The following is a 19,812-nucleotide window of genomic DNA, read 5'->3' on the forward strand; positions in this document are numbered from 1 at the left end:
CGCCCCGGTGAACGCGGGGTCGACGCGCGGTGAACGGAGATGAACACTGCGACCGGCGTCCCCGGCTGCGGGCCGCGCCGGTCCCGGGCACGCTCCGCGCGACCGTACGCTGGCGCCGTGGAGGGTCTCAACGGTCTCGGAGCGCTGCTCGCCGGCGTGCTGGGTCTGCTCACCGGCATCGGGGCGACGCTGGCGTTCCGGTTCAGCGAGCGCGCCCAGCACACCGTCCCGGAGCGCCCGGCGCCGGAGGTGGACGACGGCGTGGTCCGGACGCTGGCGGTGCTGCGCTCCGCTGCGGTCGTGCTGGACGACGACGACCGGGTGGTGCGCGCGAGCCCGCCGGCCTTCGCCCTCGGCGTGGTCCGGGACGGGATGGTCGTGCACGCGGCGGTGCGCGAGCTGATCGCCGACGTGCGCCGCACCGGGCTGATCCGGGACGAGGAGCTGGAGCTGCCGCGCGGGCCCGTGGGTCCCGGCACCGTGATGCTCCAGGTGCGCGTCGCGCAGGTCGCCCCCGGCCTGCTGCTCGTCCTCGCGGAGGACCGCACGCAGGCGCGCCGGCTGGAGGCGATCCGCCGGGACTTCGTCGTGAACGTGTCCCACGAGCTCAAGACCCCGGTCGGCGCGCTGTCGCTGCTGGCCGAGACGGTCCAGGACGCCGCGGACGACCCCGAGGCGGTGCGGCGGTTCGCCGGCCGGATGGTGAGCGAGGCGCACCGGCTGTCCGAGCTGGTGCACGAGATCCTCGAGCTGTCGCGGCTGCAGGTGGCCGGCGCCCTGAAGGACATCGCGGTGGTCGACGTCGACGCGGTGGTGGCCGAGTCCGTCGACCGCGCGCGCACCGGCGCCGCCGCGAAGGAGATGACCTTCCAGGTCGGCGGGGAGTCCGGCACCCGGGTGTTCGGCGACCCCACGATGCTCGTGCAGGCCGTGCGCAACCTGCTGGACAACGCCGTGCGCTACTCGCCGGCCGGCACCACCGTCGGCGTCGGGGTGCGCACCCGGGACGGCCTGGTGGAGATCGCCGTCGTCGACCAGGGGGTGGGCATCTCGCCCGAGGAGCAGGACCGGGTGTTCGAGCGGTTCTACCGGGTCGACCCGGCGCGCAGCCGGGAGACCGGCGGCACCGGGCTGGGGCTGTCGATCGTCAAGCACGTCGCGGCCGACCACGGCGGCGACGTGCAGGTGTGGTCGCAGCCAGGCCGCGGCTCCACGTTCACCCTGCGGCTCCCGGTCGCCGTGGGCCAGCCGCCCGTCGCCGCGCCCGACGACCGCCCGCAGACCCTGGTCGTCCCCGACCGCCCCGGCCCGGACGCCCCGCGCGCCGAGGCCGCCCACCCCGACACCGCACCGGAGGCCTGACCCCGTGACCCGCATCCTGCTCGTCGAGGACGAGGAGTCCTACCGCGACCCGCTGGCGTACCTGCTCGGCCGCGAGGGGTTCCAGGTCACCACCGCCGCCACCGGCATCGAGGCCGTGGAGGCGTTCGAGTCCGAGGGGGCGGACCTCGTGCTGCTCGACCTCATGCTGCCCGGCCTGTCCGGCACCGAGGTCTGCCGCCGGATCCGGCAGCGCAGCGACGTCCCGGTCATCATGCTGACCGCGAAGGACGGCGAGATCGACAAGGTCGTCGGCCTGGAGCTCGGCGCCGACGACTACGTCACGAAGCCGTACTCGTCGCGCGAGCTGCTGGCCCGGGTGCGCGCGGTGCTCCGCCGCCGCCAGGCGCCCGCGGCGCAGGCGTCCGACGAGGAGCCCGAGGACGACGGCGTGCTCGCCGCCGGCCGGGTGCGGATGGACGTCGAGCGGCACACGGTCACGGTCGACGACGAGCCGGTGGCGTTCCCGCTGAAGGAGTTCGAGCTGCTCGAGCTGCTGCTGCGCAACGCCGGGCGCGTCCTCACCCGCGGCCAGCTCATCGACCGGGTGTGGGGGACCGACTACGTCGGCGACACCAAGACCCTCGACGTGCACGTGAAGCGGGTGCGCGCCAAGATCGAGCCGGACCCGGGGAACCCGACGCTCCTGGTCACCGTGCGCGGCCTCGGCTACAAGCTGCTCGACGACGACCCGGCCTGACCGGCCGGGCGTGACGCGCGCCACGCGGGTCCCCGCCAGGATTGTCCGCTCGTTCACCGTCCGTTCACCCGGCTACGGGAGCCTGGTCACCTGCGCTCCCTAGCGTCGGCGCCAGGTCGCGCACAGACGGGTGCGCGCCGCGTCACGACAGGACGGACAACACTGTGAAGCTCAACCGCGGTCGTACGGGTGCCCTCGCCCTCGCCGGCGTCGTCGCCCTCTCCCTCACGGCATGTGGTTCGGACAACCCGACCGGCGACACCCCCGAGACCTCGGGCTCCGACACCGGCTCGACCAGCTCCCTGTCGGGCGAGCTCGCCGGCTCCGGGGCCTCGTCGCAGGAGTCCGCGATGGAGGCCTGGCGCGCCGGGTTCCAGAACGCGAACCCCGACGTGACCGTCTCGTACGACCCGGTCGGCTCCGGCGGCGGGCGCACCGCGTTCCTCGACGGCTCCGTGAAGTTCGCGGGCACGGACTCCGCCCTCGACGAGGACGAGCTGGCCCAGGCGCAGGAGCGCTGCTTCGGCGCGAGCGCGGTGGACCTGCCGGTCTACATCTCCCCGATCGCCGTCGTGTTCAACGTCGAGGGCGTCACCGAGCTCAACCTCTCGGCCGAGACGATCGCGAACATCTTCAACGGCACCATCACGAACTGGAACGACCCGGCCATCGCCGAGGCGAACCCGGACGTGACGCTGCCGGACCTGGCGATCACCACCGTGCACCGCTCGGACGAGTCGGGCACCACCAAGAACTTCACCGACTACCTGTCGAAGGCCGGCAACGGCGCGTGGACGGCCGAGCCGTCCGGCGACTGGGCGGTCGAGGGCGGCGAGTCCGGCCAGGGCACCTCCGGCCTCATCCAGACCGTCCAGGGCGGCCAGGGCACCATCGGCTACGCCGACGCGTCGAAGGCCGGCTCGCTCGGCAAGGTCTCCATCCAGGTCGGCGACGAGTTCGTCGCCCCGTCGGAGGAGGGCGCCGCCGCCGCGCTCGACGTCTCCCCGCGCGACGACTCGCGCGCCGAGGGCGACATCGTCATCGACATCGACCGCACCACGACCGAGGCCGGCGCCTACCCGCTGATCCTCGCCTCGTACCTCGTCGTCTGCCAGTCCTACGACTCGCAGGAGGACGTGGACCTGGTCAAGGCGTTCGCGACCTACGTCGCCTCCGCCGAGGGCCAGGCGGCCTCCGAGTCGGCCGCGGGCTCCGCGCCGATCTCGGACACGCTGCGCACCGACGTCCAGGCCTCGATCGACGCGATCACCCTGGCGTCCTGACGACCGGGGGAGGGGCGGTCGTCGTGACCCGTCGGCCGCCCCTCCCGACCGGACCCCGGCCGGTCCACCTCGCGGTGGGCCGGCCGTCGGCGCGAGACACGCCTTCTCCCCTCCCCCTCCCACAGGAGACCGTGTGACCAGCACCCAGCCCCGCACCGCGGGGCCCACCGAGCCGGTGAAGCCCGGCACGACGGCCCGCAGGCTGCGCGCGGGCCACGGCGACCGCGGCGGCAGCCTGGCGTTCCGCTGGCTCGCCACCGGGGCCGGCGTCCTGATCCTCGTGATCCTCGCCGCCGTGGCCGTGTTCCTGGTCCAGCGCGCGTGGCCCGCCCTCACCGCGGACTCGTCCGAGCTGTCGGACGCGGTCAGCTGGTTCCCCGAGGACACCAGCCTGCTGGGCTTCGTCGGCCCGCTGATCTTCGGCACGCTGCTCGCGGCCGCGGTCTCGCTGCTGCTGGCGACGCCGGTCGCCATCGGCATCGCGCTGTTCACCTCGCACTACGCCCCGCGCCGGCTCGCCAGCGCGCTGGGCTACGTGGTCGACCTGCTCGCCGCCATCCCGTCGGTCGTCTACGGCCTGTGGGGCGGCCTGGTGCTCAGCCCGGTCGTGCAGCCGGTGTGGGAGTTCCTCGGGACGTACCTCGGCTGGATCCCGTTCTTCGGCGGCGTGGTGTCGCCGACCGGCCGCGTGATGATGACCGTGGCGGTCGTGCTCGCGGTGATGATCCTGCCGATCATCACCGCCATCTGCCGCGAGGTGTTCCTGCAGACCCCGCGCCTGCACGAGGAGGCCGCCCTGGCCCTCGGCGCGACGCAGTGGGAGGTCGTGCGGATGGCCGTGCTGCCGTTCGCCCGGTCCGGCATCGTGTCGGCCGCCATGCTCGGCCTGGGCCGCGCGCTCGGCGAGACGATGGCCGTCCTGATGATCCTGTCGCCCGGGTTCCTCTACTCGTTCCAGCTGCTCGCCGCCGGCCAGCAGCAGACGATCGCCGCGAACATCGCCGCGCAGTTCCCCGAGGCCAACCAGACCGGCGTCGCGACGCTGATCGCGACCGGTCTCGCCCTGTTCATCATCACCCTGGCCGTGAACATGGCCGCCCGCGCGATCGTCGCGCGGCGCAAGGACTTCTCGGGGGCGAACTGACATGACGACCACCCCGACCACCACCAGCCCGGCGGGCGCGTCGCTGCGCGAGGCGCTGCAGGCCACGGACCGCCGCCGGCGCCGCACCGACGTCACGATGCGGGTGCTGATCAGCGCGGCCTTCGTGCTGGCGATGATCCCGCTGCTGTCGCTCACCTGGACCGTGGTGTCCCGCGGCATCGGCCGGCTGGACTCCTACTTCCTGCTCCACTCCATGCGCGGCGTCTTCGGCGGCATGGACGCGGGCGGCATCTACCACGCGATCATCGGCACCCTCGAGATCACGCTGTTCGCGGCGCTCATCTCGGTGCCGATCGGCCTGCTGACCGCCATCTACCTGGTCGAGTACGGCAACGGCAAGCCGCTCGCGCGGCTGGTGACCTTCCTGGTCGACGTGATGACGGGCATCCCGTCGATCGTCGCCGGCCTGTTCGCCTACGCGCTGTTCGCGCTGCTCCTCGGGCCGGGTGCGAAGTTCGGCGCCATCGGCTCCGTCGCCCTGTCGGTGCTGATGATCCCGGTGGTCATCCGGTCCAGCGAGGAGATGCTGCGGCTCGTCCCGAACGAGCTGCGCGAGGCGTCGCTGGCCCTCGGGGTGCCGCGCTGGCTGACCATCATCAAGGTCGTGCTGCGCACCTCGGTGGCCGGCCTGACCACCGGCGTCATGCTGGCGATCGCGCGCGTCATCGGCGAGACGGCCCCGCTGCTGCTCACCGTCGGCGTGGTCGACTCGATCAACTTCAACCTGTTCGAGGGCCGCATGATGACGCTGCCCGTCTACGTGTACCGGCAGTACGCTCAGGGTCTGGTCCCGTGCACGGACGGCGACGCGAGCTGCATCCCGGACATCAACCTGCAGCGCGCCTGGGCCGCCGCCCTCACGCTCTTCCTCATCGTCATGGTGCTGAACCTGATCGGGCGCCTCGTCACGCGGCTCTTCGCCCCGAAGATCCGTTGACCGCCGCCCCCACCTCCCCTTCACCAAGCACAAGGAGACGACCGAGATGGCTCAGCGCATCGACGTCAAGGACCTGAACATCTACTACGGCGCCTTCAAGGCCGTCGAGGACGTGAACATGACCATCGAGCCCCGCTCGGTGACCGCGTTCATCGGCCCGTCCGGCTGCGGGAAGTCGACGTTCCTGCGCACCCTCAACCGCATGCACGAGGTCATCCCCGGCGCGCGCGTCGAGGGCACCGTCGCGGTCGAGGGCGTGGACCTCTACGGCGCCGAGATCGACCCGGTGGCCGTGCGCCGCCAGGTCGGCATGGTGTTCCAGCGCCCGAACCCGTTCCCGACGATGTCGATCGCGGAGAACGTGCTCGCCGGCGTCCGGCTGAACAACCGCCGGATCTCGAAGGGCGACGCGAACGACCTCGTCGAGGCCTCGCTGCGCGGCGCCAACCTGTGGAACGAGGTCAAGGACCGCCTCGACCGCCCCGGCTCCGGCCTGTCCGGCGGCCAGCAGCAGCGCCTGTGCATCGCCCGCGCGATCGCCGTGAAGCCCCAGGTGCTGCTCATGGACGAGCCGTGCTCCGCGCTCGACCCGATCTCGACCCTCGCCATCGAGGACCTGATCGCCGAGCTCAAGAGCGAGTACACGATCGTCATCGTCACGCACAACATGCAGCAGGCGGCCCGCGTCTCCGAGCGCACGGCCTTCTTCAACATCGCCGGCACCGGCCAGCCCGGCAAGCTCATCGAGATCGACGACACCGCCACGATGTTCTCGTCGCCCAAGGAGCAGGCGACCGAGGACTACATCTCCGGCCGCTTCGGCTGAGCCGCGGGGGGCACGGCGACCGGCGCGCGGGTCGGGAGGGGAACCGCGCGCCGACCGCCCGGGCCGTACGAGGCAGGCCCCGTCCGGGAATCCGGGCGGGGCCTGCGTCGTGCGTGGGGTCGCGGGGCGGGCCCGCGCGGGCGTCAGCCGTCGGTGCCGGTGGTCGCCTCGGCGGTCGGCGCGGTGGTCGCGTCGGTGCCCGGCTCGGTGGTGTCCTCGGCGGACGCGGTCCCGGTGGCGGTCGGCTCGGGGCTCTCCTCGACGACCTCGGGGACCAGGTCCGCGTACTCCGGCAGCGCGCCGTCGAGCACCGGGACCGGCACGGTCTCCTCGCCGGCCACGTCGGTGCTGAGCGTGAGCTCGACCGTCGCCCCCGGGGCGCCGGCGCTGTCGAACACGACCTGCTCGCGCTCGTCGCCGTCCGCGCCGCCCTCGCCGGGGCCGCCGCCGAGCAGCACGGTGGCACCGGACTCGACGCGCACGCGCTCCGACGAGCCCTCGAGGGACAGCTCGACGGTCAGGGTGTCGTCGCCGCGGTTGGTGAGGGCGCCCTGGAGCGCGCCCGGGGCGTCGGCCGCCTCGGCCACGATGAGCAGGTTCTCCGCGGTGAGGTCGCCGAGCGTCGCTCGCACCCCGTCCGACGCCGAGTAGACGCTCTGCGAGGTGATGTCGTTGGTCGCCGAGCAGCCGGACAGGGCCGCCGCGAGGACCAGGGCGGCCCCGACGACGACGGGGCGGGCGGACGTGCGGCTGCGGGCCACGGTGAACTCCTCGGTGCGGTGGGGCGGGCGCTGCGGTGCGCGGGGGGCGTCGGCACGCGCGCGGGCGTGCGAGGCCGAGCCTACGTGCGCGCGGGGGTGCCGTGCACGGCCTCGGCCGCGTGAGGTGGGTCTTCGGTCCCACGGACGGCGTCGTCGCAGGTCAGCGGCCCGTGCCGCGGTCGACGGGGTTGCACGGGGCCCGCGTCGGAGACTAGCCAGCCGGGCGTCGCCTGGCTGCACCTCGCGCGGCGTGTCGAATGTCTGACGTGGCCCACAACGCTCTGACCTGCACAAACGCTGCTGATCTCCACGAAATCCGCCCGTTGCCGCGTGGTAGACTGGGTTTCCGCGAAAGGGGACACCTGCAGATGACTTTCACTGTTGGGGAGACGGTTGTCTACCCGCACCACGGTGCAGCGTTGATCGAGGAGATCAAGACCAGGACCATCCGCGGCGAGGACAAGATCTACCTCAAGCTGAAGGTCGCCCAGGGTGACCTGACCATCGAGGTGCCGGCGGAGAACGTCGACCTCGTGGGTGTGCGGGACGTCGTCGGGGCCGAGGGCCTGGAGCGCGTGTTCGACGTGCTGCGCGCCCCCTACACCGAGGAGCCGACCAACTGGTCGCGCCGCTACAAGGCCAACCTCGAGAAGCTCGCCTCCGGCGACGTGATCAAGGTCGCCGAGGTCGTCCGCGACCTCTCGCGCCGGGACGCCGACCGCGGCCTGTCCGCGGGGGAGAAGCGCATGCTCGCCAAGGCCCGGCAGATCCTCGTCTCGGAGCTCGCGCTCGCCGAGCACACCGAGGAGGAGAAGGCCGAGGCCATCCTCGACGAGGTGCTCGCGTCCTGACGGCGCGCTGACCCTCCGACACCGGCCGACCGCGCCCGCATGCCCACCGCGGCGATCCTGACCGCCGCCGGCAGCGGCACGCGGCTCGGCCTCCCGGGACCGAAGGCGCTCGTCGAGCTCGCCGGGGTCCCGCTGGTCGTCCACGCCGCCCGGCGCCTCGCGGCGTCGGGCGTCGTGCTGTCCGTGGTCGTGACCGTGCCGCCCGGCCGCGCCGGCGGCTTCCGGGCGCTGCTCGGCGGGCCGGTGCGGCCCGGCGTCGGCGTCCCCGTCACCGTGGTCGAGGGCGCCGGGTCGCGGCAGGCGTCCGTGGCCGCGGGTCTCGCCGCGCTCGGGCCCGACGTCGACGTCGTCCTGGTGCACGACGCGGCCCGCGCGCTCGCGTCGCCCGCGCTGATCCGGTCCGTCGAGGCCGCCGTGCGCGCCGGGCACCGGGCCGTCGTGCCGGGGCTGCCGGTCGCCGACACCATCAAGCAGGTCGGCGAGCCCGTCGACGGCGCGGCGCCGGTGGTTGCCACCGTGCCGCGCGCGACGATGCGGGCCGTGCAGACGCCGCAGGGGTTCGAGCGGGACCTGCTGGACGCCGCGCACGCCCACGGGGCGCACCGGGCGGCCAGCGAGACCACGGCCGCGACCGACGACGCGGCGCTCGTCGAGGCGCTCGGCGAGCAGGTGTGGGTCGTGCCGGGGGAGGAGCAGGCCATGAAGATCACCACGACGCGGGACCTCGCGGTGGCGGAGCTGCTGGCGCGGGACGCGGCGGTGCGGGCGTGACCGGGCCGGCGGGCGCGGGGCCGGCGGGCGCGGGCCCGGCGGGTGCGGGGCCGGCGGGCGCGGGGCCGGCGGGCGGGGGGCCGGCGGGCGGGCCGCCCCGCGACCCGGGTGCGGGCTCGGGTCCGCACGCCGGCGTGCCGGGCCTACCGCGCACGGGCGTCGGCGTCGACGTGCACGCGAACCACCCCGAGCCGGCCCCGGGCGCCGTCTTGCACCTGGCGGGCCTGTCCTGGCCGGGTGAGGCGCCGCTCGCCGGCCACTCCGACGCCGACGTCGCCGCGCACGCCGCCGCCGACGCCCTGCTGTCCGCGGCCGGGATCGGCGACCTCGGCTCCGTGTTCGGCACGTCCCGCCCGGAGTGGGCCGGCGCCGCGGGCACGACCCTGCTCGCCGAGGCGGCGCGGCTGGTCCGCGAGGCGGGGTTCGGGATCGGCAACGTCGCCGTCCAGGTGATCGGCAACCGCCCGCGGCTGTCCCCCCGCCGCGCCGAGGCGGAGGCCGCGCTGACGGCCGCGGCCGGGGCCCCGGTGAGCGTCAGCGCCACGACGACGGACGGCCTCGGCCTCACGGGCCGCGGCGAGGGCATCGCCGCGATCGCCACGGCCCTCATCGCCCCCCGCGCGTAGCGCCGCCGCCGCGCCACCCCGCGCCCGCGCCGCCCCGCGCCCGCTCCGCCCCGCGCCCGCGCCACCCGCGCCCCGCGCCACCCGCGCCCCGCGCCACCCGCGCCACGCGCTGCCGCGCCCCGCGCTGCCGCGCCCCGCGTTGCCGCGCCCGCGCGCCCCCGTCGCCGAGTCTTCATCTCCGGTCTCTGCGTCCGCCCCGGTCGACAGTCCGAAAGTGGAGACTCGGCGATGGGCCGGCTCGTCGAGAGAGGGCAGCTCTCGGCTGTACGCGCGGGGTCCGGGACGGCCGAGAGTTGTCATCTCGACGTGGGAGCGGGCGGCGCGGAGGCGGGCGCGGGTGGCCCGGCGGCGAGCGCGGGCGCGAGGGCGGGCGCGGGGGTGAGAGGGGGCGCGGGGGTGAGAGGGGGCGCGGGGCGGCGCGGGGCGCGGGTCGCGATCAGGACGCCGCCCACGACCACCGCGCCCAGGGCGAGCTCGGCGGCGGCCGGCCGCTCCCCGAGGAACGCCCAGGACGCCCCGATGCCGACGACCGGGACCAGCATCGAGAACGGCGCCACCACCCCCGACGGGTGCCGCGCGAGCAGGGCGGTCCAGATCCCCGAGCCGACGACAGTCGCCACCAGCACGGTGAACGCCAGCCCCGCCAGGGCCCAGGCACCGGTCGCGGTCCCGAGGGTCGTCAGAGAGCGCCCGATCGCCTGCGGCCCGTCCACCACCAGCGACAGCGCGAGCATCGGCACCGGCGGTACCACCGACATCCAGAGCATGAACCGCAGCGGGCTGTCGGGGTGCGCCTGCCGGCTGGAGACGTTGCCGAACGCCCAGCCGAGCCCGCCGCACAGCGTGAGCACGACCGGCAGCAGCCCGGCCGAGGCCCCGGAGCCGGCGCGCAGCGCCGCGATGCCGCCCAGCCCGCAGAGCGCCACCGCCACGCCGACCGCCTGCCGGGCGGTGATCCGCTCGCGCAGCCACGCCGCGCCGAGCAGCACGGTGAACGGGGCGGACGCCTAGAGCACCAGCGACGCCAGCCCGGTGGGCATCCCCGTGTCCATCGCGAGGTACAGGAACGCGAACTGCAGCACCCCGAACCCGACGCCGTAGCCGATCAGCCACCGCACCGGCGCGGCGGGGCGCGGCACGAGCAGCAGCGTCGGCACCGCGAGCAGCGCGAACCGGAGCGCGACCAGGAAGAACGGCGGGAACTGCTCGAGCGACAGGTGGATCGCCGGGAAGTTCAGCCCCCAGAGCACGGCGACGACGAGGGCGAGCAGGCGGTCGCGGGTCGGCATGCGCCGATCCTCCGGCCGCCGCACCGTGCAGCACCATCGAAAAGTTCAGCAGGGTCCCTGTAGCGTCGCTGCATGGACACCCGGCACCTCGCGACCCTCCGCGCCGTCCGGGAGCGCGGCGGGGTGACCGCTGCCGCCGCCGCGCTGCACCTGACGCCGTCCGCCGTGTCCCAGCAGCTGCGGGTGCTCGCCCGGGACGCGGGCGCCGCCGTGGTCGAGCGGCACGGCCGCGGCGTCCGGCTGACCGGCGCCGGGCACGCCCTCGCCGACGCGGCCGCCGACGTCGCCGTGGCCCTCGAGCGGGCGGAGGCGGCCGTCGACGCGTTCCGATCCGCGCCGCGCGGGCTGGTCCGCGTCGCGGCGTTCCAGTCGGCGGCGGAGCTGCTGCTGCCGGGCCTGCTGCGCCGGGTCGCCGCGATGGACGGCGTGCGCGTCGAGCTCGGGGACGAGGACGTCGCCCAGGACGAGTTCCCCGCCCTGACGGCGGACTTCGACGTCGTGGTGGCGCACCGCCCGGACGGCGGCGCCGGCTGGCCGGCCGGGGTCGACGTCGTCCCGCTGCTGCGCGAGCCGCTCGACGTCGCGCTGCCACCCGGGCACCCGCTCGCCGCCCGCGCCACCGTCACCCCCGGCGACCTGGCCGACGAGCCGTGGATCGCGGTGCAGGCCGGCTTCCCGGTCGCGGGCGTGCTGGACGCGGTCGGCGCGGTGGCGGGGCAGCCGCTGCGGATCGTGCAGCGGTTCAACGACTTCGGCGTCGTCGAGGCGCTGGTCGCCGCGGGCCACGGGGTGAGCCTGCTGCCCCGGCACACCGCCGGCCGGCGGGGCGCGGTGCTGGTGCCGCTCGCGGGCGTCCGCGCGGGCCGCCGGGTCGACGCCCTCGTCCGCCCGGAGCGCGCCGCCCGACGGGTCGTCCGGGAGGTGCTGGACGCCCTGCGGGCCGAGGCGGCGGGGTTCGCGGACGAGCCGGCCCCCGGCGCCACCGGCCCGGAGCGCCCCGACCGGTAGCCTTGACCCTCGTGAGCCTGCGCCTGTTCGACACCGCCACCCGCGAGGTGCGCGACTTCGTCCCCGTCACCCCGGGCGCGGTCGGCATCTACCTGTGCGGCGCGACCGTGCAGGCGCCCCCGCACGTCGGCCACGTCCGGTCCGCCGTCGCGTTCGACGTCCTGGTCCGCTGGCTCCGCCGCACCGGGCACGACGTCACGCTGGTCCGGAACGTCACCGACATCGACGACAAGATCCTCGCGAAGTCGGCCGAGGCGGGCGTCGCGTGGTGGGCGTGGGCGATGCAGAACGAGCGGGCGTTCACCGCGGCCTACGACGCGCTCGGCGTGCTGCCGCCCACCTACGAGCCCCGCGCCACCGGGCACGTGCCCGCGATGGTGTCCCTGATGCAGCGCCTCGTCGACACCGGGCACGCCTACGTGGCGGCCGAGGGCGACGTCTACTTCGACGTGCGCTCGTACGCCGACTACGGATCGCTCACCAGCCAGCGGCTCGACGACATGGCCCCGGCGCCCGACGGCTCCGCGGGCGACAAGCGGGACCCGCACGACTTCGCGCTGTGGAAGGCCGCCAAGCCCGGGGAGCCGGAGACGGCCTCCTGGGACACCCCGTTCGGCCGCGGCCGCCCGGGCTGGCACCTGGAGTGCTCCGCGATGGCGCAGCGCTACCTGGGCGACACCTTCGACATCCACGGCGGCGGCCTGGACCTGCGGTTCCCGCACCACGAGAACGAGCAGGCGCAGTCCCGCGCCGCGGGCTACGGGTTCGCCCGGTACTGGCTGCACAACGGCTGGGTCACCCAGGCCGGCGCGAAGATGAGCAAGTCGCTCGGCAACGGGCTGCTGGTCAGCACGCTGCTGGAGACCGTGCGCCCGGCCGTGGTGCGGTACGCGCTGACCGCGGTGCAGTACCGGTCGATGCTGGAGTGGACCCCCGACACGCTCGCCGAGTCCGAGGCCACCTGGGACCGGCTCGCCGGCTTCGTGCAGCGCGCGACCGAGCGCGTGGGCGCGGTCGACGCCGCCGAGCTGGCGACCACGGAGCTGCCTGAGGCCTTCGGCGCCGCGCTGGACGACGACCTGAACGTGCCGGCGGCGCTCGCCGTCGTGCACGAGCACCTGCGCGCGGGCAACACCGCCCTGGCCTCCGGGGACGACGCCGCCGTGCGCGCGGGCCTCGTGGCGGTGCGCGCCATGCTCGACGTGCTGGGCCTCGACCCGGCCGGCGAGCAGTGGGGCACGGCCGCGGCCGACGACCGGCACGCCGAGGCGCTCGACGCCCTGGTGCGCGCCGAGCTCGACGCCCGCGCCGCGGCCCGTGCGGCCCGCGACTGGGCCACCGCGGACGCGATCCGCGACCGCCTGACGGCCGCGGGCGTGGCCGTCGAGGACAACGCCACCGGCGCGCGCTGGTCCCTCGCCGCGCGCCAGACGACCGAGGACGAGGACTGATGGCCGGCAACTCCCAGCGCCGCGGCGCGACACGCAAGGCGGGCTCCAAGAAGGGCGCCACCGTCGGCTCGGGCGGCCAGCGCCGCCGCGGGCTCGAGGGCAAGGGCCCCACCCCGAAGGCGGAGGAGCGGTCCTACCACCCCGCCGCCAAGAAGAAGGCGGCGGCCGAGCGCCGCGCGGTCGCGGGCACCCGCGGCTCGGGCAGCCGCCCGGCCGGCCGGGGCGGTGGCGCCGCGGGCAAGGCGCGGGGCGCCGGCGCGACCGAGGTCGTCGCCGGGCGGAACTCCGTGGTCGAGGCGCTGCGCGCCGGCATCCCGGTGTCCGCGGTGTACATCGCCACCCGGCTCGAGGCCGACGACCGCACCCGCGAGATCCTGCGCACCGCGACCGAGGCCGGCTACCCGCTGCTCGAGGTCACCAAGCCCGAGCTGGACCGGCTGACCGACGGCTCGGTGCACCAGGGCGTCGCGATCCAGGTGCCGCCGTACGACTACGGCGACGTCGAGGACCTGCTGGACGTCGCGGCCGCCAGCGACCGCGCGCCGCTGATCGTCGCGCTCGACGGCGTGACCGACCCCCGCAACCTCGGCGCCGTGCTGCGGTCCGCGGGCGCGTTCGGCGCGCACGGCGTGCTGGTCCCCGAGCGCCGCTCCGCCGGCGTGACCGCGTCGGCCTGGAAGGTGTCCGCGGGCGCCGCCGCGCGCGTCCCGGTCGCGCGGGCCACGAACCTGGTGCGGGCGCTGGAGCGGCTGCACGAGGCCGGCTGCTTCATCGTGGGCCTGGACGGCGGCGGCGACGTCGCGGTCGCGGACCTGCCGTACTCGGCCGACCCGCTGGTGCTCGTCGTCGGATCGGAGGGCAAGGGCCTGTCCCGCCTGGTGCGCGAGCACTGCGACGCGATCGCATCCATCCCGATCGCGGGCGAGGTCGAGAGCCTCAACGCCGGCGTCGCCGCGGGCATCGCCCTCTACGAGGTCGCCCGCACCCGCGCCTCCTGACCCGCCCGGCCCGACCGCGCCGTCGCGTGCCGTCGCACGCCGTTCCATGCCGCCGAGATAGGGCCCTCGCGCCGAGGTAGGACCGTGCACGGTCCTACCTCGGCGGGACGGTCCTATCTCGGCGGAAGGGCAGCGGCCGCGCGCCCCGGGGTGCGGTCACCCCGGGCCGGGCGGACAGTGGTCGCATGAGCCACGACACCACCGATCCCGTCCGCACCGTCGCCGGGATGCTGAAGGACGAGCGCCTCGGGGTGCTCACCACCGTCGCCCCCGACGGCACCCTCATCGCGCGCCCGATGGCGCTCCAGGAGGTCGAGTTCGACGGGGACCTGTGGTTCTTCGCCGAGCGCGGCTCCCGCAAGCTGGCGCACGTCGCCGCCGACCCGCGGGTCAACGTGACCGTCGGGTCGGGCGCGACCTGGGTGTCGGTCGCGGGTGTCGCCGAGCCGGTCGAGGACGCCGCGAAGAAGCGCGAGCTGTGGAGCGCCGGCGTCGAGGCGTGGCTCCCCGACGGCCCGGACTCCCCGCAGGCCGTGCTGCTGCGCGTGCGTGCGGAGTCCGCCGAGTACTGGGACGCCCCGGGCGGCCGGGTCGCGACCCTGCTCAGCTTCGTGAAGGCGAAGGCGAAGGGCGAGCGCCTCGAGGGCGAGAACGAGCGGGTCGAGCTCTAGTCAGTCCGGGAGGACCGGCAGCGGATCCGCGTCCTCGCGCAGGTCGGCCGCCGAGACGCCGAGCACCGACTCCTCGTCGGGGCGGGTCGGCAGGATGTCCTTCGTGTAGGACTTCACGGCCTCCCGCATCGGCACGTCGCGCTTCTGCGCCTCCGACAGGAACCACCGGTGGTCGAGCAGCTCGTGGTAGAGCTGCGCCGGCTCGAGCTTCGGCCGCAGGTCCCGCGGCACGGCGCGCACGGCGGGCTCGAACACCTCGGTGAGCCAGTCGTGCGCGACGAACGTCTCGTCGTCGTTCTGCCGGTCCATCGCGGCCCGGTACTGGTCCAGGTCGTTGAGCAGCCGTCGGGCCTGGTTCTCCTGCACGTCCAGGCCGGTGAGCCGCATGAGCCGCCGCGAGTGGTGCCCGGCGTCGACGACCTTCGGCTGGATGCGGACGGTGGTGCCGTCGATGTCGGTGGTGATGTCGAGCTCGCCGACGTCGAAGCCCAGGTCGTTCAGCCGCTCGATCCGGGCCTGCACGCGCCACCGCTCGTTCAGCCCGAACGACTCGGAGCTGGTCAGCGCGGACCACAGCTCCTCGTAGCGCTCGGCCAGCGCGTCGCCGATCGCGACCGCGTCGACGTCCTCCTCCAGGAACTCGCCGGCCTGCAGGTCCATCAGCTCGCCGATGATGTTGACCCGCGCGACCTCGAGGTCGTACCCGCGCTGCCCCGGGGTGAGCTCGTCGTGCAGGTCGCCGGTCTCGGCGTCGACCAGGTAGGCGGCGAACGTCTCGGCGTCCCGGCGGAACAGCGTGTTCGACAGGGACACGTCGCCCCAGTAGAAGCCCACGAGGTGCAGCCGGACCAGGAGCACCGCGAGGGCGTCGATGAGCCGGGTCGCGGTGTCGGGGCGCAGCGCCTGGCTGAACAGCGCGCGGTACGGCAGGGAGAACCGCAGGTGCTGCGTGATGAGCACGGCCTCCAGCGGCTCCCCGTCGGGCGCCGTCCGGCCGGTGATGACGCCGACCGGCTCGACGCTGGGCACGTCCAGGCGGCTGAGCTGCCGCAGCAGCTCGTACTCGCGGTAGGCGACCGTCTCGCCGATCTCCTTGATCGCGACGACCCGGCCGGACAGCCGCGCGAACCGCACGGTGTGCCGGGAGATGCCGCGGGGCAGGGCGGCGAGGCGCTCCGCCGGCCAGTCCACGAGCGGCACGTCCCAGGGCAGGTCGAGCAGCGCGGGGTCCGGCGCGGCCGCGGTGATCTGCAGGCGCGTGCGAGGGGTCATGGGGTCGATTCTCCCATCCGGACGCCGAAGGGGCGGGACCGGTTCGTGCCGGCCCCGCCCCTTCGGCGTGGAGATGTCGTGCGTCAGTGCGCGATGCGCTCGCCCGAGCCGGCGTGGAACAGGTGCTGCTCGCCGGTCCGGATGCGCACGGCGATGGTCTCGCCCTTGGCCGGGACCTGGCGCGGGTCGACGCGCACGATGACCTGCGCGTCGCCGGCGCCGGAGCGGACGTCCGCCGCGCCGGCCTCGCCGACCAGCGAGCCGTACACGAAGGCGTCGGAGCCGAGCTCCTCGACGATGTTCACCGAGACCGGGATCGAGTCCGGCGTGCCCTGCGGGACGACGTCCAGCGCCTCCGGGCGGAACCCGATGGTGATGGAGTTGTTGTCGTCCGCGGCGAGCGTGCCGATCACGTCGCGCGGCACCGCGATGCCGGCCGAGCCGACCTTCGCGACGCCGTCGGTGATCGGGAAGGTGCCGATGTTCATGGCCGGGGAGCCGATGAAGCCGGCGACGAACACGTTGGCCGGGGTGTCGTACATGTCGCGCGGGGTGCCGACCTGCTGCAGGAGCCCGTCCTTGAGGACCGCGATGCGGTCGCCCATGGTCAGCGCCTCGGTCTGGTCGTGCGTGACGTAGACCGTGGTGACGCCCAGGCGGCGCTGCAGCGACGCGATCTGGGTGCGGGTCTGCACGCGGAGCTTGGCGTCGAGGTTCGACAGCGGCTCGTCCATGAGGAACACGCGCGGCTGGCGGACGATCGCGCGGCCCATGGCCACGCGCTGCCGCTGACCGCCGGAGAGCGCCTTCGGCTTGCGGTCGAGGTACTGGGTGAGGTCGAGGATCTTGGCGGCCTCCTCGACGCGGGTGCGGATCTCCGCCTTCGGGGTGCCGGCGATCTTGAGCGCGAAGCCCATGTTGTCGGCGACCGTCATGTGCGGGTACAGCGCGTAGTTCTGGAACACCATCGCGATGTCCCGGTCCTTCGGCTGGACGTCGGTGACGTCGCGGTCGCCGATGAGGATGCGACCCGCGTTGACGTCCTCCAGGCCCGCCAGCATGCGGAGGGAGGTCGACTTGCCGCAGCCCGAGGGGCCGACGAGGACGAGGAACTCGCCGTCCTCGATGTGCAGGTCGAGGGCGTCCACCGCGGGACGCTCCGTGCCGGGGTAGACCCGGGTGGCCTTGTCGAACGTGACCGTAGCCATGATGCATCGATCCCTTCACCGGCAGGTACGTGCCGGACGATCCGTCGTGAAGAGTGTCAGAGTGTCTTCGCTGACACGGGTCGAGGGAGGTCTGCCGACCCCCCTCGGTCCACCGACATCCAACCACACCCGGCGGGTCCGCGGGTGGCGTGGCTCACGTCAGTTGAGGACGACGACGTCCGAGTCGCCGTAGCCCAGCAGGTCGCCGCCGTAGGGCCACACGCCCTGCACGTCGGCGGGCAGCCGCGTGGCCCACGCGGGAGCGCCGCCGGACAGCGTGAACGCGGCGAGCGCGCGCTGGGAGGCCTGCACGCCGGCGCGCCCGGGGTCCGCGCGACCGGAGGCGGTCGGGGCGTCGGCGACGGTCAGGCCGGCCCGTGCCAGCGCGTCCGGCCGGGCGACGACCATGAGGTACCGGCCGTCGGTCATCACCGAGGCGCCCTCCCCGGACACCTCGACGTCGGTGCGCCACACCTGCCGGCCGGTCGCGACGTCGAGCGCCCACACGCCGTCCGTGTCGGCGCCGTAGAGCGTGCCCTCCAGCAGCACCGCGGCCGGGTCCGACCAGCGGGGGTGCGGCGACGACCACAGCTCCGCGCCGGACTCGGCGTCCACCCCCACCAGCACGCGGCCGTCCGAGGTCGAGGACGCGACGAGCTCCACCCCCGGCACCGAGCCGTCGTCCACGGACAGCCACAGCGGCTGGCCCGGGAGGTCGGTCAGGGGGGCGCCGGTGTCGTCGAGGAGCTGGGCGCCCGCGCCGCCGCTGGACAGGAGGCGACCGGTCCGGGAGACGGACAGGTACTCCGTGCCGGAGGCCTGCAGCCGCCCGTCGTCCGCCGCGAACGCCCAGGACCCGAGCTCGCCCTGCACCAGCACCCGGCCCGGCGCGACGGACACCGACGGGGGGTAGAACAGCCGCTCGGCGGCCGTCGCGTCGACCAGCGGCACGTCGGTCCGCCACAGCGGGGCGCCGGCGCCGTCGTCGGGCCCGCCGCGGTCGGCGGCGGTGTCCCAGGCGGTCACGCGCAGGGTGCCGTCCGTGATCGAGGCGAGCACCTGGAGCCCGTCCGCGGCGCCCCAGCCGGACATCGGCGCGACCTGGCGGGTGCTGCGCAGCTCGCCGGTGGCGGCGTCGAGCGCCACCAGCCGGGCCGCGCTCGGCGGGGCCGGCGCCCAGGTGCCGGAGTCGTCCGCCGCGTCCGCCGCCCCGCGGTCCAGCACCAGGCAGCGGACCACCGCGACCGGCTCGGCGTCGGCGACGCAGGTGGGGTACTCCATGCCGACGTCCGGCTCGGCGCGGCCGCCGTCCTCGAGCGAGGTCGACCAGACCTGGGTGCCGTCGCGGTCGAGCGCGACCAGCTCGCGTGCGGCGTCCCACGGGGGCGACGCGACCCCGACCCGCAGGTCGCCGACCGGGATGCCCGACAGCACCACGGACGCCGTCTCCTGGCTGTAGCGGTGCGCGGCGGGCAGCCCGGGGGCGACGCCCCGGAGCACGCCGGCGACCTCCTGCCGGGCGGCGACCCGGCCGTCCTCGCGGGCGTCGAGCACGGCCTGGGTGCCGACCACCGTCAGCGCGGCCACGACGGGGACGGGCCACCAGCGCCGGAGGGCGCGCCGGCGTCGCGCCACCCGGCGGGCGCGCGCGGCCTCGACCGCGGGGTCCTCGGCCTCGGGTGCGAGCGGCAGGTCGGTGCCGACGTCGACCAGCTCGACGTCCTGCATCGACTCCCGTCGGCGCCCCACGAGCGGAACCTACGCCCCGGGGGGCACCTCGCGCGCGGGATCGGCTTCCCCGCCGCCCAGGTCCGCGGCCAGGCCGGCGAGCACGGCGGCCAGGGCCTCGGGGTCCGGCACGCGGTAGCGGGCGACCGTGGCGCCCTCGCCGACCTTGACCGTCAGGTCGTCCGCGCCGAGCGCGCGGAACGCGTTCTCGTCGGTGACGTCGTCGCCCGCGCAGAGCACCGTGCCGGCCCGCAGCTCGTCCCGGAGCGCCGACAGCGCGGCGCCCTTGTCCGCGTCCAGCACGGAGACCTCGACCACCTTCTTGCCGTGCAGGGTCACCGACCCCAGGCGCTCGCCCACCGCCAGGGCCTCGCGCTCGGCCGCGTCGCCCGTCGCCGGGTCCGCCATGCGGGTGTGCACGACGACCGCGGCGGGCTTCGTCTCGACCCAGACGCCGTCCCGGCCGCGGGCGACCGCCTGCAGCTCCCCGCCGAGCCGGGTGAGCCGGTCGGACTGGTCGTCCGTCAGCGTGAGCACGTCGCGGTCGAGGCCGTGCTCGCCGATCCGGGCCCGCTCGGCGCCGTGGCTGCCGATGAGCACGGTGCCGACGGGGACCTCCGCGAGCCGGTGCAGGTCGGCGGCGGGCCTGCCGGACACCAGCGCCAGGTGCACGGCGTCGGGGCGGTCGGCGAGGTCGCGCAGCGCGGTCACCGCCTCCGGGAGCAGCCGCGAGGCCTCCGGGTCGTCCTGGAGCGGGGCGAGCGTCCCGTCGAAGTCGAGCGCGACGAGCAGCGGCAGGCGCGCGGGGTCGGCGAGCAGGCTCCGCAGGGCGGCGCGCAGGTCGTCGGTCGCGCCGGGAGTCGGCGCGGGTGCTGCGGGCACGGCGG

The 19,812-nt window shown here is 75.2% G+C and carries 20 protein-coding genes; 13 read left to right on the plus strand and 7 right to left on the minus strand.

All coding sequences use genetic code 11. From position 1 onward, the window contains the following. Positions 1-117 precede the first annotated feature (117 nt). The 6 genes from FS882_RS17850 to pstB all read left to right on the plus strand — a co-directional run bounded on the left by FS882_RS17850 (position 118) and on the right by pstB (position 6,291). Positions 118-1,362 carry a sensor histidine kinase gene (locus FS882_RS17850; RefSeq protein WP_158375113.1) on the plus strand — a complete coding sequence of 415 codons (1,245 nt, stop codon included), beginning with the start codon at positions 118-120 and terminating at the stop codon, positions 1,360-1,362. A gap of 4 nt (positions 1,363-1,366) precedes the next feature. Further along, positions 1,367-2,080 carry a response regulator transcription factor gene (locus tag FS882_RS17855; RefSeq protein WP_158375115.1) on the plus strand — a complete coding sequence of 238 codons (714 nt, stop codon included), beginning with the start codon at positions 1,367-1,369 and terminating at the stop codon, positions 2,078-2,080. A 164-nt stretch (positions 2,081-2,244) separates the two neighbouring features. Then, the gene (gene pstS, locus FS882_RS17860; protein WP_158375117.1) at positions 2,245-3,363 is read left to right on the plus strand and encodes a phosphate ABC transporter substrate-binding protein PstS; all 1,119 of its coding nucleotides are present in this window, start codon (positions 2,245-2,247) and stop codon (positions 3,361-3,363) included. A gap of 133 nt (positions 3,364-3,496) precedes the next feature. Then, positions 3,497-4,507 carry a phosphate ABC transporter permease subunit PstC gene (gene pstC / locus FS882_RS17865; protein ID WP_158375118.1) on the plus strand — a complete coding sequence of 337 codons (1,011 nt, stop codon included), beginning with the start codon at positions 3,497-3,499 and terminating at the stop codon, positions 4,505-4,507. 1 nt (position 4,508) lies between these two features. Further along, complete coding sequence (gene pstA, locus FS882_RS17870; protein ID WP_158375120.1) at positions 4,509-5,465, plus strand: phosphate ABC transporter permease PstA; 957 nt, start codon at positions 4,509-4,511, stop codon at positions 5,463-5,465. A 46-nt stretch (positions 5,466-5,511) separates the two neighbouring features. Next, positions 5,512-6,291: a phosphate ABC transporter ATP-binding protein PstB gene (gene pstB, locus FS882_RS17875; RefSeq protein ID WP_158375122.1), complete on the plus strand. Its 780-nt coding sequence runs from the start codon at positions 5,512-5,514 to the stop codon at positions 6,289-6,291. 143 nt (positions 6,292-6,434) lie between these two features. Here the strand turns inward: pstB and FS882_RS17880 are convergent, their stop codons facing one another. After that, the gene (locus FS882_RS17880) at positions 6,435-7,052 is read right to left on the minus strand and encodes a hypothetical protein (RefSeq protein ID WP_158375124.1); all 618 of its coding nucleotides are present in this window, start codon (positions 7,050-7,052) and stop codon (positions 6,435-6,437) included. A gap of 368 nt (positions 7,053-7,420) precedes the next feature. Between FS882_RS17880 and FS882_RS17885 the strand changes: the two genes are divergently transcribed. From FS882_RS17885 to ispF, 3 genes are all read left to right on the plus strand, one after another. Then, positions 7,421-7,903, plus strand: a complete 483-nt coding sequence (locus FS882_RS17885) for a CarD family transcriptional regulator (protein ID WP_147795473.1) — start codon at positions 7,421-7,423, stop codon at positions 7,901-7,903. A gap of 39 nt (positions 7,904-7,942) precedes the next feature. Beyond that, positions 7,943-8,674 (plus strand): 2-C-methyl-D-erythritol 4-phosphate cytidylyltransferase, encoded by a 732-nt coding sequence (ispD, locus tag FS882_RS17890; protein WP_158375126.1) that lies wholly within the window; start codon positions 7,943-7,945, stop codon positions 8,672-8,674. Positions 8,675-8,808: 134 nt separating this feature from the next. Further along, complete coding sequence (ispF, locus tag FS882_RS17895) at positions 8,809-9,300, plus strand: 2-C-methyl-D-erythritol 2,4-cyclodiphosphate synthase (protein ID WP_158375244.1); 492 nt, start codon at positions 8,809-8,811, stop codon at positions 9,298-9,300. A gap of 296 nt (positions 9,301-9,596) precedes the next feature. Here the strand turns inward: ispF and FS882_RS17900 are convergent, their stop codons facing one another. Together FS882_RS17900 and FS882_RS21765 are read right to left on the minus strand one after the other, a co-directional pair. Then, positions 9,597-10,289: an EamA family transporter gene (locus FS882_RS17900; protein WP_316043655.1), complete on the minus strand. Its 693-nt coding sequence runs from the start codon at positions 10,287-10,289 to the stop codon at positions 9,597-9,599. A gap of 18 nt (positions 10,290-10,307) precedes the next feature. After that, positions 10,308-10,589 carry an EamA family transporter gene (locus FS882_RS21765; RefSeq protein WP_316043656.1) on the minus strand — a complete coding sequence of 94 codons (282 nt, stop codon included), beginning with the start codon at positions 10,587-10,589 and terminating at the stop codon, positions 10,308-10,310. A gap of 72 nt (positions 10,590-10,661) precedes the next feature. Here FS882_RS21765 and FS882_RS17905 point away from each other — a divergent pair, with 72 nt between their 5' ends. From FS882_RS17905 to FS882_RS17920, 4 genes are all read left to right on the plus strand, one after another. After that, on the plus strand, positions 10,662-11,597 hold the full coding sequence (locus FS882_RS17905; RefSeq protein WP_158375128.1) for a LysR family transcriptional regulator: 936 nt from the start codon (positions 10,662-10,664) through the stop codon (positions 11,595-11,597). Positions 11,598-11,608: 11 nt separating this feature from the next. Continuing rightward, positions 11,609-13,048: a cysteine--tRNA ligase gene (cysS, locus tag FS882_RS17910; protein ID WP_158375130.1), complete on the plus strand. Its 1,440-nt coding sequence runs from the start codon at positions 11,609-11,611 to the stop codon at positions 13,046-13,048. After that, complete coding sequence (rlmB, locus tag FS882_RS17915) at positions 13,048-14,046, plus strand: 23S rRNA (guanosine(2251)-2'-O)-methyltransferase RlmB (RefSeq protein ID WP_158375132.1); 999 nt, start codon at positions 13,048-13,050, stop codon at positions 14,044-14,046. The genes cysS and rlmB overlap by 1 nt, the downstream gene beginning before the upstream one ends. Positions 14,047-14,231: 185 nt before the next feature. After that, positions 14,232-14,717, plus strand: a complete 486-nt coding sequence (locus FS882_RS17920; RefSeq protein ID WP_158375134.1) for a pyridoxamine 5'-phosphate oxidase family protein — start codon at positions 14,232-14,234, stop codon at positions 14,715-14,717. Here the strand turns inward: FS882_RS17920 and FS882_RS17925 are convergent, their stop codons facing one another. From FS882_RS17925 to otsB, 4 genes are all read right to left on the minus strand, one after another. Further along, entirely contained in the window at positions 14,718-15,989 is a 1,272-nt protein-coding gene (locus FS882_RS17925; protein ID WP_158375136.1) for a DUF4032 domain-containing protein, read from the minus strand. An 83-nt stretch (positions 15,990-16,072) separates the two neighbouring features. Beyond that, positions 16,073-17,197 (minus strand): ABC transporter ATP-binding protein, encoded by a 1,125-nt coding sequence (locus FS882_RS17930; RefSeq protein WP_158375138.1) that lies wholly within the window; start codon positions 17,195-17,197, stop codon positions 16,073-16,075. A gap of 159 nt (positions 17,198-17,356) precedes the next feature. After that, positions 17,357-18,946 carry a PQQ-binding-like beta-propeller repeat protein gene (locus tag FS882_RS17935; RefSeq protein WP_158375140.1) on the minus strand — a complete coding sequence of 530 codons (1,590 nt, stop codon included), beginning with the start codon at positions 18,944-18,946 and terminating at the stop codon, positions 17,357-17,359. Positions 18,947-18,955: 9 nt separating this feature from the next. Then, entirely contained in the window at positions 18,956-19,807 is an 852-nt protein-coding gene (gene otsB, locus FS882_RS17940) for a trehalose-phosphatase (RefSeq protein ID WP_158375142.1), read from the minus strand. Between the last annotated feature and the right edge of the window lie 5 nt (positions 19,808-19,812).

Source organism: Cellulosimicrobium cellulans (genome assembly GCF_007679345.1).
Taxonomy (GTDB): Bacteria; Actinomycetota; Actinomycetes; order Actinomycetales; family Cellulomonadaceae; genus Cellulomonas; species Cellulomonas cellulans_A.